8 protein-coding genes are annotated in these 13,202 nt (G+C 54.1%); 3 read left to right on the forward strand and 5 right to left on the reverse strand.

Annotated elements, in window-relative coordinates; all coding sequences use genetic code 11:
• The first annotated feature begins 27 nt into the window (after positions 1-27).
• Positions 28-666, forward strand: a complete 639-nt coding sequence (gene sspA / locus CHU32_RS11320; RefSeq protein WP_103675633.1) for a stringent starvation protein SspA — start codon at positions 28-30, stop codon at positions 664-666.
• A 5-nt stretch (positions 667-671) separates the two neighbouring features.
• On the forward strand, positions 672-1,166 hold the full coding sequence (gene sspB / locus CHU32_RS11325) for a ClpXP protease specificity-enhancing factor (protein WP_103675634.1): 495 nt from the start codon (positions 672-674) through the stop codon (positions 1,164-1,166).
• A gap of 313 nt (positions 1,167-1,479) precedes the next feature.
• On the opposite strand, the gene CHU32_RS11330 is transcribed toward sspB, so the two are convergent.
• The 4 genes from CHU32_RS11330 to gltB all read right to left on the reverse strand — a co-directional run bounded on the left by CHU32_RS11330 (position 1,480) and on the right by gltB (position 10,232).
• On the reverse strand, positions 1,480-2,760 hold the full coding sequence (locus CHU32_RS11330) for a cytosine deaminase (RefSeq protein WP_103675635.1): 1,281 nt from the start codon (positions 2,758-2,760) through the stop codon (positions 1,480-1,482).
• The gene (gene codB, locus CHU32_RS11335) at positions 2,750-4,000 is read right to left on the reverse strand and encodes a cytosine permease (RefSeq protein WP_103675636.1); all 1,251 of its coding nucleotides are present in this window, start codon (positions 3,998-4,000) and stop codon (positions 2,750-2,752) included. The genes CHU32_RS11330 and codB overlap by 11 nt, the downstream gene beginning before the upstream one ends.
• 343 nt (positions 4,001-4,343) lie before the next feature.
• Positions 4,344-5,762, reverse strand: coding sequence for a glutamate synthase subunit GltD (gltD, locus tag CHU32_RS11340; RefSeq protein WP_103675637.1), 1,419 nt, complete (start codon positions 5,760-5,762; stop codon positions 4,344-4,346).
• Positions 5,763-5,771: 9 nt separating this feature from the next.
• The gene (gltB, locus tag CHU32_RS11345) at positions 5,772-10,232 is read right to left on the reverse strand and encodes a glutamate synthase large subunit (RefSeq protein WP_103675638.1); all 4,461 of its coding nucleotides are present in this window, start codon (positions 10,230-10,232) and stop codon (positions 5,772-5,774) included.
• Positions 10,233-10,904: 672 nt separating this feature from the next.
• Here gltB and mnmL point away from each other — a divergent pair.
• Positions 10,905-11,861 (forward strand): tRNA modification radical SAM protein MnmL/YtqA, encoded by a 957-nt coding sequence (gene mnmL / locus CHU32_RS11355; protein ID WP_103675776.1) that lies wholly within the window; start codon positions 10,905-10,907, stop codon positions 11,859-11,861.
• A gap of 565 nt (positions 11,862-12,426) precedes the next feature.
• Here the strand turns inward: mnmL and ppa are convergent.
• The gene (gene ppa, locus CHU32_RS11370; protein ID WP_103675641.1) at positions 12,427-12,954 is read right to left on the reverse strand and encodes an inorganic diphosphatase; all 528 of its coding nucleotides are present in this window, start codon (positions 12,952-12,954) and stop codon (positions 12,427-12,429) included.
• Between the last annotated feature and the right edge of the window lie 248 nt (positions 12,955-13,202).

A 13,202-nucleotide genomic window follows, 5' to 3' on the forward strand; every position in this document is an offset into this window, starting at 1 on the left:
AAATTCTGAATATACCTGGAGGTTTCCATGGCTGTCGCTGCCAACAAACGTTCGGTAATGACGCTGTTTTCTGGTCCTACTGACATCTATAGCCATCAGGTCCGCATTGTGCTGGCTGAAAAGGGTGTTAGCTTTGAAATAGAGCATGTGGAGAAGGATAACCCGCCTCAGGATCTGATTGACCTCAACCCGAATCAGAGCGTGCCGACGCTGGTAGATCGTGAGCTGACCCTGTGGGAATCCCGTATCATCATGGAATATCTTGATGAGCGTTTTCCGCACCCGCCGCTGATGCCGGTTTATCCGGTTGCCCGTGGTGAAAGCCGTCTTTACATGCACCGTATCGAAAAAGACTGGTACACGCTGATGAACGTCATCGTCACCGGTTCTGCTTCTGAAGCGGACGCTGCGCGTAAACAATTGCGTGAAGAATTACAGGCCATTGCACCGGTATTCGGTCAGAAGCCTTATTTCCTGAGCGATGAATTCAGCCTGGTCGATTGCTACCTGGCCCCGCTGCTGTGGCGTCTGCCGCTGCTGGGTATTGAATTCAGCGGAGCGGGGGCGAAAGAGCTGAAAGGCTATATGACCCGCGTGTTCGAACGTGATTCTTTCCTCGCTTCTCTGACTGAAGCCGAGCGTGAAATACGTCTTGGCCGGGGCTAAACCGCATGGATTTGTCACAACTCACCCCACGCCGTCCTTATCTGCTGCGCGCATTCTATGAATGGCTGCTGGACAACCAGCTCACGCCGCACCTGGTAGTGGATGTGACGTTGCCTGGCGTGCATGTCCCGATGGAATATGCGCGAGACGGGCAGATCGTGTTGAATATTGCACCGCGTGCAGTTGGCAATCTTGAGCTGGCGAACGACGAAGTGCGTTTTAACGCGCGCTTTGGCGGCGTGCCGCGTCAGGTGTCCGTTCCACTGGCCGCGGTACTGGCTGTCTACGCGCGTGAAAACGGTGCAGGCACCATGTTTGAGCCGGAAGCCGCCTACGACGAAGACATTGTCAGCCAGAACGACGACGGCGAGTCTGACGTTGAAAATGAAACGGTGATGTCGGTCATTGATGGCGACAAACCCGATCATCAGGATGATAACGATCCGGATGACGATCCGCCGCCGCGCGGTGGCCGTCCTGCACTGCGTGTCGTGAAGTAATATCCTTCTCTCTCCTGGCGGAGAGAGAAGCTTCCTGCCTTACTCCCTGCTCATATCATATCTTTGCGCATAATGTTTGCAGTGTGCAGACTGACGACAAACCTGTTTTGCTATTTTTTGCGCCGTTTTGCCAGGTGGCGGTTTCGCCCTGGTGGCCTTCGAAACATTTAATATCAACAAGTTACGTGCAGCCCGTAGGCCTGTGCAAGCGAAGCGCCGCCAGGCATCATTCTACGGGATGATGTTTGTCAGCAATCTGTATTGTGCAGATGCTCACGTTAGCCGCTGCACTAAGGCCACAGGAGATAGCCGATTAGCGCTTAAACGTCACGGTTTCCGGCTGGGTCAGATGCAGTGTTGTCTGGCTCGGTATCGTTTCGGCGATGATCTGCCCGTGACGAATGGAGTAACGAGCGGGCGTCTGGCGACGAACCGCGTCAAACCCATTCTCTGCCGGTAAGATCACCAGATTAGCGGAATTCCCCACGCTCAGGCCGTAGTCTTGTAAATGCAGCGTTTTCGCGCTGTGGGTGGTTATCAGATTCAGCCCATCGTTGATTTGCCCGTATCCCATCAACTGGCAAACGTGCAGGCCCATATGCAGCACCTGTAGCATATTGGCGGTACCCAATGGATACCATGGATCGAAGACGTCATCATGGCCAAAGCAGACGTTTATGCCCGCCTCCAGCATCTCTTTAACGCGTGTCACGCCGCGACGCTTAGGATAGGTGTCAAATCGCCCCTGCAAGTGAATGTTCACCAGCGGGTTGGCAACGAAGTTAATCCCTGACATTTTCAACAGGCGGAACAGACGGGAAGCGTAGGCACCGTTGTAGGAGTGCATTGCCGTGGTATGACTGGCGGTAACGCGATCGCCCATTGCATCGCGATGAGCCAGTGCCGCGACAGTTTCAACAAAGCGCGATTGCTCATCGTCAATTTCGTCACAGTGTACATCGACCAGGCGATCGTATTTCTGCGCCAGGGTGAAAATTTTATGCAGTGACTCAACGCCATATTCACGCGTAAATTCGAAGTGAGGGATTGCACCAATGACATCGGCTCCCAGACGGAGGGCCTCTTCTAATAGCGCTTCGCCGTTAGGGTAAGAAAGAATGCCTTCCTGGGGAAACGCCACGATTTGTACGTCCACCCAGGGTGCGACCTCTTGCCTGACTTCCAGCATCGCTTTCAGTGCCGTCAGGGTGGGATCGGAAACGTCAACGTGCGTGCGAACGTACTGGATACCATTAGCCATCTGCCATTTCAGCGTTTGCATGGCCCGTGCTTTCACGTCCTCGTGAGTCAGCATGGCTTTGCGTTCGGCCCAGCGTTCAATCCCTTCAAACAGCGTACCCGACTGGTTCCAGGCCGGCTCACCCGCGGTTTGCGTGGTGTCCAGATGGATATGCGGCTCCACAAACGGCGGGATGACCAGCCCACCTTCGGCATCCAGCATGTTGTCTTGCGCTAAAGCTGGCCCTTCCTGCGGTTCAATGCGGCTAAAGCGCCCGTTTTCAATCGTGAGTTGCCATAATCCTTCGCGCCCCTGTAGACGTGCATGGTGGATAGTAAGGGAATTATTCTGCATGGTCGATCTCCGGGAATTTTGCAACGCTGCGATTGAAAAGAGGATTTAACAGGATATAGCTGAAGACACCGCCGAGTACGGCATTGACCGGGACAATACCGGGAACGTAATGCCCGGCGGCGATGCCCAACGCGACGGAGAGAATCGCCATCCAGTTGACGGGAATAAAGCGCGCGTTGTTGAAGTCGGCATAGCGGCGGCGATTCAACAGATAGTCGGCAATAATCACTCCGCCAATCGGTGGGATGGCGGATGACAAAAACGTCAGCCAGCCGACGAAATTATTGTAAAGCCACAATGCGCATAGTGTACCGATAATACCGTTCACTACCGACAGCGTGCGGCTGGAAAGGCCGGTAATATTGGCGAAGCCCAGACCTGACGCATACAGCGCGTTGTCGTTGGTGGTCCAGATATTCAGACCGAGAACCACAATCGCGGGCAGCAGCAGCCCTTGTGCGATCATGACGTCAGAGATGTCCGCCTGACCTACAGCGGCGGCACCTGCCGCACCGAAAATAAACATCAGCGAATTACCGAGGAAAAACGCCACCATCGCAATCAGCACCGCGCTTTTGGCATTACGGCCAAAGCGGACAAAGTCGGCGGTCAGCGTACCGGCACTGACAAACGATCCCACCACCAGCGCCAGCGCGCTTGAAAAATCCAGTGGCGTCTGCGGCACTATCGTCCTGAGATGAGCGAGTCCGCCCACGCCGCTAACGGCAAGCCACACCGAATAGCTCCCCAGAATGACGATAGCGGGCACAGCGATGACAGACAAAATAGTCAGCGCCGAGATACCGAAAAAGATAGTCAGGGTCATCAGCAGGCCAGAAACGGCAATCAGAATATTGGCGTCAAGCCCTGTCGCTTTACTGACCGGAATGGCAAACATCGCCACGCCAACGCCGAACCATCCTACCTGGGTACCGCCTAACAGTAGTGAGGGAAGCCATGAGCCTTTAATGCCAAAAGAGTAACGTGCAAGGAGGTGGGTCGAGAGTCCGGTTTTTGCGCCGATGTAACCAAGAAATGCAGTGTAGATACCGAGGAGGAGATTACCAAAGAGAACAGCGAGGAAGAAATCATGATAAGAAAGACCGGTGCCGAGCGTTCCTCCGGTCCACATACTGGCGGAAAAGAACGTTAAACCCAACATGACAAAGGTCAGTGGAACTACGCCTTTTCGCGCCGCCAGAGGCACTGGCCCCTGGCTATAATTGTTATCTTGCGACACAACGCCTCCTTAAATTTGGCCCAAAAAATCCGCCGCATAATATACACTTCTCACAGAAAAGCAAACGATTACGTCAGAATTTTTTTATAACGGAAATCCATTGAGTTGATATGTAAGAGAATTTTTTGAATGGCTTTTGCTGGCGTTCCGGATACAGCCTGGATAACTCCAGTGTGTTGAAAATAAAGATAAAAACACGTAAATCGCCACGGAGCAGGGGGAGATAAAAGCGTGCTTTTAGCAATGCATTAAATCCCATGATCGTCCATTGCGCTACATCCTGAGCGGCCCTGACTCGCCACCATCATCTGAATAAGGTGATGGTGGCATCAGGAGGGCAGACTTAGACTTCCATAAAATTCAAAATCCCGTCAGCCGCTTTACGGCCTTCGGCAATCGCCGTTACTACCAGGTCCGAACCGCGCACGATGTCACCACCGGCGAAGATTTTCGGGTTGCTGGTCTGGAACGCATTGTCGCTGCCTTCCGGGGCGATCACGCGACCCTGCGAATCCAGCTCAACGCTGTGTTTCGCAAGCCATTCCATGCTGTGAGGACGGAAACCAAACGCCATCACCACGGCATCGGCGGGTACAATGTGCTCAGAACCAGCGACAATCTCCGCGCGGCGACGGCCTTTCGCATCCGGCGCGCCCATTTCGGTACGCGCCATTTTCACACCGCAAACCTTGCCATTGGCATTAACTTCCACGCCAAGTGGCTGGACGTTGAACTGAAATTCGACGCCTTCTTCACGCGCGTTTTTCACTTCACGGCGGGAACCCGGCATGTTTTCTTCATCACGACGATACGCGCAGGTCACATGCGTCGCGCCCTGGCGAACCGAGGTGCGCACGCAGTCCATCGCGGTATCACCACCGCCAAGTACCACCACGCGTTTGCCTTCCATGCTGACGTATGGCTCGTCGGTCGTCTCGCCAAAGCCCATAATCTGTTTGGTATTGGCGATCAGGAACGGCAGGGCGTCAAATACGCCATCGGCGTCTTCATTTTCCAGCCCGCCGCGCATCGACTGATACGTACCGACGCCGAGGAACACCGCGTCGTACTCCGCCAGCAAATCGTCGAGCTGAACGTCACGGCCCACTTCAACATTGAGGTTGAACTCAATACCCATGCCGGTAAAGATCTCACGGCGGCGAGTCATCACCTCTTTCTCCAGCTTGAAGGCCGGGATACCGAAGGTCAGCAAACCACCGATTTCCGGATGGCGATCGAACACCACTGCTTTGACGCCATTACGGGTCAGCACGTCAGCGCAGGCCAGTCCCGCCGGACCGGCACCAATAATGGCCACTTTTTTTCCGGTCTGCTTCACGCCGGTCAGATCCGGACGCCAGCCCATCTCGAACGCTTTATCATTGATATAACGCTCAATATTACCGATGGTCACCGCGCCAAATTCATCATTCAGTGTGCAGGAACCTTCACACAGGCGGTCCTGGGGACAAACACGGCCACAGACTTCCGGCAGGGTATTGGTCTGGTGCGACAGTTCCGCCGCCTCGAAAATACGCCCTTCATTCGCCAGCTTCAGCCAGTTCGGAATGTAGTTATGAACCGGACATTTCCACTCACAGTAGGGGTTGCCACAGGACAGGCAGCGATCTGCCTGCGCTTTGGCCTGGCCTTCTGAAAACGGCTCGTAGATTTCAACAAATTCAATTTTGCGGATCTTCAGCGCTTTCTTCGGTGGATCAACGCGCTGCAGGTCGATAAATTGATAAACGTTCTGACTCATAATGACCCCTTACTGCGCCTGCACACGCAGCTCTGCTGCGCTACGACTACGGTGACCCAACAGGGCTTTAACATCGCTGGATTTCGGTTTAACCAGCGCGAATTTGGACGAGAAGGCTGACCAGTGCGCCAGGATCTCTTCACCACGCTGTGAACCGGTATGCTGCACATGCTCGGTAATAAGCCCGCGCAAATGCTCTTCATGAATGGCGAGGTCATCGACGCTCAGTACTTCCACCAGCTCCGGGTTCACGCGTTTACGGAATTCGCCGTCTTCATCCAGCACGTAGGCGAAACCACCGGTCATGCCTGCGCCGAAGTTAACGCCGGTTTTGCCCAGAATACACACGATACCGCCGGTCATGTATTCACAGCCGTTGTCGCCAATACCTTCCACCACGGTGATCGCGCCGGAGTTACGCACCCCAAAGCGTTCGCCCGCGCGGCCTGCGGCATATAAACGGCCGCCAGTAGCACCGTACAGACAGGTGTTGCCGATGATGCTGGCTTCATGGCTGCGGAAGGAAGAGCCGACCGGCGGACGTACCGCCAGCAGACCGCCTGCCATCCCTTTGCCCACGTAGTCGTTGGCATCGCCGGTCAAATACAGCTCCACGCCGCCCGCGTTCCACACGCCGAAGCTCTGGCCTGCGGTACCGCTGAAGTGCGCTTTGATCGGATCGGACGCCAGCCCCTGATCGCCGTGGGTTTGTGCGATATAACCAGAGAGCAGCGCACCCACCGAACGGTCGGTGTTGCGAATATCAAACCAGAAGGTTTTGCTCTGCCGCTCGTCGACAAACGGTTTGGCATTTGCCAGCAGTTGTGCGTTCAGCACGCCATTATCAAACGGCGGGTTATGCTCGGTGCAGTAGAGTGCTTTACCAGGATGCGGCTCGGCGGTCTCCAGCAGCTTGCTTAAGTCCAGTTTCTGCTGTTTGGCAGTAAACCCGTCCAGCTCTTTGAGCAGGTCGGTGCGGCCAATCAGATCCACCAGACGTTTCACGCCAAGCTGCGCCATCAGCTCGCGCACTTCACGGGCGATAAATTCAAAGTAATTGGTCACTTTGAACGGCAGGCCGTGATAGTGATTCTTACGCAGTTTTTCGTCCTGGGTTGCCACACCGGTGGCGCAGTTGTTCAGATGGCAAATACGCAGGTATTTACAGCCCAGCGCGACCATCGGCCCGGTACCAAAACCAAAGCTTTCCGCGCCAAGAATGGCCGCCTTGATGATGTCCTGGCCGGTTTTCAGGCCGCCATCAACCTGAAGACGGATTTTATGACGCAGGCCGTTCGCCACCAGCGCCTGCTGGGTTTCCACCAGCCCCAGTTCCCACGGGCACCCGGCATATTTCACCGAAGAGAGCGGACTGGCACCGGTGCCACCGTCGTACCCGGCGATGGTAATCAGATCGGCATAGGCTTTTGCCACGCCGGTGGCGATGGTGCCCACGCCCGGCTCGGACACCAGCTTCACGGAGATCATCGCTTTCGGATTGACCTGTTTGAGGTCAAAAATGAGCTGCGCCAGATCTTCGATAGAGTAAATATCGTGATGCGGCGGCGGGGAGATCAGCGTGACGCCCGGCACGGAGTAGCGCAGTTTGGCGATGTACGGCGTCACTTTATCACCCGGCAACTGACCGCCTTCGCCAGGCTTCGCGCCCTGAGCGACTTTAATCTGGATCACATCGGCGTTGACCAGATACGCTGGGGTGACGCCAAAGCGACCCGAGGCCACCTGCTTGATGCGCGACACTTTATTGGTGCCGTAGCGCGCCGGATCTTCCCCACCTTCGCCAGAGTTCGAATTGCCGCCGAGGCTGTTCATCGCTTCCGCCAGCGCTTCGTGCGCTTCCGGGCTCAGCGCGCCGATAGACATCGCGGCGGTATCAAAGCGTTTAAACAGTTCGGTTGCCGGCTCAACATCGTCAAGACTTACCGCCTCGCCGTTGGGGTTGATCGCCAGCAGATCGCGCAGCGTTGCTGCCGGACGCTCGTTAACCAGCTTCGCATACTGCTGATAATCACTGTATTCGCCGCTCTGCACCGCCAGTTGCAGCGTACGCACCACGTCCGGGTTATAGGCGTGGTATTCACCGCCGTGCACGTACTTCAGCAGACCACCCTGTTCCAGCGGCTTACGCGCCAGCCAGGCACGTTTCGACAGGTTCAGCAGATCCTGCTGGAAGTCGCTGAAGCCCGCGCCGCCGATACGGCTGATCGCGCCCTGGAAACAGAGGCTGGAAACGTCTTTATGCAGGCCGACCGCTTCAAACAGTTTCGAGCAGCGGTAGGAAGCAATGGTCGAGATGCCCATTTTGGACATGATCTTGTACAGACCTTTATTGATGCCGTTACGGTAGTTCAGCATCACCGTGCGGTAGGCTTTTTCAATCGCTTTGCTGTCGACCAGCTTCGCCAGCGTTTCGTAAGCCAGGTACGGGTAGATCGCCGTCGCGCCGAAGCCCAGCAGCACTGCAAAATGATGCGGATCGCGGGCACTGGCGGTCTCTACAATAATGTTGGCGTCGCAGCGCAGGCTTTTTTCGACCAGACGCGTCTGGATCGCGCCGACGGCCATCGGGGCCGGGACCGGCAGACGGTTTTTAGCAATGTTACGGTCAGAAAGCACCAGCAGAACGGTGCCGTCGCGGACCATCTGCTCGGCTTTATCACACAGCGCATTCACCGTGGTTTCGAGGGAGGTTTCTGTCACGTCAAAGGTGATATCCAGCACATCTGCGCGATAGTGATCCCCGGTCAGGGTAGTGAGCTGTTTAAAATCGGAGTACAGCAGGATCGGCGATTTAAAGCTCAGACGGTGCGCCTGGCCTTCCGCTTCGCAGAACACGTTCATCTCGCGGCCAATGCTGGTCGCCAGCGACATCACATGCGCTTCGCGCAGCGGATCGATCGGCGGGTTAGTGACCTGCGCGAACTGCTGGCGGAAGTAGTCGTAAATAATGCGCGGCTGGCTGGAGAGTACGGCGAACGGGGTATCGTCGCCCATTGAACCGACCGCTTCCTGGCCATTTTCGCCCAGCACGCGGATCACCGAATCCAGCTCTTCGTTGCTGTAGTTAAACTGTTTCTGGTAGCTGGCGAGCAGATCGTCGTCCATCTCACGGCTGCCGACCTGATCGTCGGCCAGATCTTCAAACGGTACCAGACGGCGGACGTTTTTCTCCATCCACTCTTTATACGGATGGCGGCTTTTCAGATCGTCATCGGTTTCCGCCGAGTGCAGAATGCGCCCGCCGCGAGTGTCGATCACCATCAGTTCGCCAGGACCGACGCGGCCTTTCTCGACCACTTCATCCGGCTGATAATCCCAGATGCCGACTTCCGAGGCACAGGTGATCAGTTTATCTTTGGTGATCACATAGCGGGCCGGACGCAGGCCGTTACGGTCGAGGTTACAGGCGGCAAAGCGGCCGTCAGACATCACGATGCCCGCCGGACCGTCCCACGGCTCCATGTGCATAGAGTTAAAGTCGAAGAATGCGCGCAGTTCCGGGTCCATATCCGGGTTGTTCTGCCAGGCTGGCGGCACCAGTAAACGCATGGCGCGGATGATATCCATCCCGCCTGCCAGCAGCAGTTCCAGCATGTTATCCATTGAGCTGGAGTCGGAACCGGTCTCGTTGACGAACGGCGCGGCATCGTGCAGATCGGGGATGAGCGGCGTCTGGAACTTATAAGTACGCGCCCGCGCCCACTGGCGGTTACCGGTAATGGTGTTGATCTCGCCGTTATGCGCCAGATAGCGGAACGGCTGTGCCAGCGGCCAGCGCGGCACGGTATTGGTGGAGAAGCGCTGGTGGAACAGGCAGATGGCCGATTCCAGACGCAAATCCGCCAGGTCCAGGTAAAAGCGCGGCAGATCCGCCGGCATACACAGACCTTTATAGATGTTGACCAGATTAGACAGGCTACAGACGTAGAAGTCTTTATCTTCCTGAAGACGCTTTTCAATGCGGCGGCGGGCGATAAATAAACGGCGTTCCATATCACGAGGACGCCAGCCCGCAGGCGCGTTGACAAAAATCTGCTCAATACGCGGCAGCGAGGAGAGGGCGATTTCACCGAGCACGCCGTCATTGGTCGGCACCTCGCGCCAGCCCACAATCGACAGCGTTTCTCGCTGGAGCTCTTCTTCAACGATTTCGCGTGCGGCTTTTGCCAGGTCAGGATCTTTATTCAAAAACAGCATCCCGACGGCGTAATTTTTGGCTAAGCGCCAGCCGCGCTCTTCGGCAACGATGCGAAAGAAACGATCGGGTTTTTGCAGCAGCAGGCCGCAACCATCGCCGGTTTTACCGTCGGCGAGAATAGCGCCACGGTGCTGCATACGCGCCAGCGCGTGTATCGCGGTACGCACTACCTTGTGGCTAGGTTCGCCTTCTATGTGGGCGATCAGGCCGAAACCACAGTTATCCTTCTCAAGGGATTTATCGTACAACATATCAGTGAACCTCCCCAGGCTCTACGGGAGACCCTCCTGACCGCGGCGCACGGGCACAGAAAGAGCATGGCGACGGGGCTGACCTGCCTCGCATTCGCCCTCTTTAATATCCTTTCGCGTAGGTCACACAAGTGTTGAGGACTTGCTTAAGAGGGAATCTCAATTACTGCATAAATATGATGGACCAGCGGCCCATCCAGAAAGCTTCCAGCGGATTTCCAACTTATCGGGATTTAGTATCCAGGTCAAATGACATTCTTATTTATGCAAAAATGTGCTAAACGTGGCCTAATATTTTGAAATTAATAGGAAATTAAGTTGGAGGGTCATGCGTTAACCGCTATTCAGACGCCTGGAGAGTGTGATCTGTCTCACTATCAGTGAAGCATGCTACAAATCTATTTTGCTTATTTTTTATGATGGATTAGCATTTTATACTGGCTTTAAAAAGAATATTGTACGATCGCTCTGTTTTTAAATCCTGACAGCAGAAATGAAAAATTTCTGTGGGCCATAAGTAAAAGTCATCATCTGAAGCATGCATGAAATTGCGGTAATTGTGACTGATTATTCAATAGATAAAAGCCACCCCGGGCGATTGATCCAGGTCATCGCCAACGGCGGCTAAAAGTGGCAGGCTTGGCCCCATTCATCAGGACGTTCTGGCAGATTATGCAGTTACAAAAATTAGTCAATATGTTTGGCGGCGATCTTGCGCGTCGTTATGGCGAAAAAGTTCATAAACTGGCGCTGCACGGCGGTTTCAGCTGCCCGAATCGTGATGGTACCATCGGGCGCGGCGGCTGCACTTTTTGTAACGTAGCCTCATTTGCTGACGAAGCGCAGCAATATCGCTCCATCGCCGAACAACTGGCACATCAGGGAATGCTGGTGAATCGCGCCAAACGCTATCTCGCCTATTTTCAGGCCTATACCAGTACCTTTGCCGAGGTACAGGTACTACGTTCGATGTACCAGCAGGCGGTGAGTCAGGCCAGCATTGTCGGCCTGTGCGTCGGCACCCGTCCGGACTGCGTGCCGGAGGCGGTGCTCGATCTGCTCAGCGATTATAAACAGCAGGGCTATGAAATCTGGCTGGAGCTGGGGCTACAGAGCGCGCAGGATAAAACCCTGCATCGCATTAACCGAGGCCATGATTTCGCCTGTTATCAAAAAACTACCCGCCTGGCACGCGAGCGCGGCCTGAAGGTGTGTGCGCATCTGATTGTCGGCCTGCCGGGTGAAGGGCAGGGCGAATGCCTGCAAACGCTGGAGCGGGTCGTTGATACCGGCGTCGACGGTATCAAACTTCACCCGCTGCATATCGTCAAAGGGAGCATTATGGCCAAAGCCTGGCAGGCCGGGCGGCTGAGTGGTATTGAACTGGAAGATTATACGCGGACGGCAGGCGAGATGATCCGCCACACGCCGCCGGAAGTGATTTTCCATCGTATTTCCGCCAGCGCCCGTCGCCCGACGCTGCTGGCCCCGCTGTGGTGCGAAAACCGCTGGACGGGGATGGTCGAGCTGGATAAGTACCTGAACGAGCATGGGGTCCAGGGAAGCGCGCTGGGAAGACCGTGGAAGAGCCTTCCGCAAGACAGCGCATCAGAACCCAAACATAAATAAGCTTTCAATGCGACTATCTATCTTTGGCCCCATTAAATATTATAAACCATGCGAATATAATTATAAGCACCCAAATGCTTATTCTGAAGATGCATTTGAGATGAACAAGCAGCTCTGGTTAAATGAAAATGCCGCCCATGGTATTGAGGATAGCTTTTGGCATTACTATAATAAGAATAAAACTGGATAATAAGAAAAATACAAATAAATGAAAGAAGTAACTTATCTTGAATGGTTAAAGCAACTACCCAAATGCGATAACCTGTACTCGTCTTCATGTTGTCCAGTTTGTAATTGTAAAGGGCTTTCTTATCAATACATGGGGTTTAACGATAAGGATATTGGGTGGAAAATAGTGTGGTGTGAATCTTGTGGGTCTGGAATAAAAATATCGAGAACCAAAATACCTTCAGGGGCAAATGTATTAATCGAGGATAAGCAGCAGGAAGCGTTTTTTGTAGCGCATTCTAATCTGAACTTAATATTATAAGACTACATCTGATATAAAAAGAACCCCAAAAATATGGGGTTCTTTAAATTTTAAAACCAGTATTAACGCTAAATCTTACTTCTTCGCACGCTCAAAAGAGGCAACGATTTCAGCTTTAGCTGCTTCTGCGTTATCCCAGCCGTCGACTTTCACCCATTTGCCTTTTTCGAGATCTTTATAGTGCTCGAAGAAGTGGGTGATCTGCGCTTTCAGCAGCTCCGGCAGGTCGTTCACGTCTTTGATGTGATCGTATTCTTTGCTCAGTTTGGTGTGCGGTACCGCAACCAGTTTGGCATCTTCGCCAGACTCGTCGGTCATTTTCAGTACGCCAACCGGACGGCAGCGGATCACTGAACCGGGTTCCAGTGGGTACGGGGTCGGGACCAGAACGTCTACCGGGTCACCGTCCAGAGACAGGGTGTGGTTGATGTAGCCGTAGTTGCACGGATAGAACATCGCGGTAGACATGAAACGGTCAACGAACAGTGCGCCGCTTTCTTTGTCGACTTCGTATTTGATTGGGTCCGCGTTCGCCGGGATCTCAATAACGACGTAGATATCTTCCGGCAGATCTTTACCGGCCGGGACGTTGAGTAAGCTCATGTCTGTTTCCTTTAAAATGTATGGCAAACAAGTGCCCGGTATTATAGCCAACTGGCAAGGAATGTCTTGACCTCTTTTTGGGAAGGTGGTTTTTTCAGAACATGCTTTGACGTCCTTTTCATGACAGGAAAATCCATAAAGTCAGCTACTTACTGAATAAGTTAGTGTAACCGGTTACACCAAGCATCATCCCGCCCAATAACTGTCTGAAAATTATTCATTTTTATGATACCTCTGGTGAGCTGCCA

The sequence above is a fragment of the Superficieibacter electus genome, assembly GCF_002915575.1.
In the GTDB taxonomy this organism is placed as follows: domain Bacteria; phylum Pseudomonadota; class Gammaproteobacteria; order Enterobacterales; family Enterobacteriaceae; genus Superficieibacter; species Superficieibacter electus.

What these genes read in the sequence shown, in the direction of transcription:
- ppa (WP_103675641.1), bottom strand. Translation starts at nt 12,954, where the DNA reads ATGAGCTTACTCAACGTCCCGGCCGGTAAAGATCTGCCGGAAGATATC.
- CHU32_RS11330 (WP_103675635.1), bottom strand. Translation starts at nt 2,760, where the DNA reads ATGCAGAATAATTCCCTTACTATCCACCATGCACGTCTACAGGGGCGC.
- sspA (WP_103675633.1), top strand. Translation starts at nt 28, where the DNA reads ATGGCTGTCGCTGCCAACAAACGTTCGGTAATGACGCTGTTTTCTGGT.
- gltB (WP_103675638.1), bottom strand. Translation starts at nt 10,232, where the DNA reads ATGTTGTACGATAAATCCCTTGAGAAGGATAACTGTGGTTTCGGCCTG.
- sspB (WP_103675634.1), top strand. Translation starts at nt 672, where the DNA reads ATGGATTTGTCACAACTCACCCCACGCCGTCCTTATCTGCTGCGCGCA.
- mnmL (WP_103675776.1), top strand. Translation starts at nt 10,905, where the DNA reads ATGCAGTTACAAAAATTAGTCAATATGTTTGGCGGCGATCTTGCGCGT.
- gltD (WP_103675637.1), bottom strand. Translation starts at nt 5,762, where the DNA reads ATGAGTCAGAACGTTTATCAATTTATCGACCTGCAGCGCGTTGATCCA.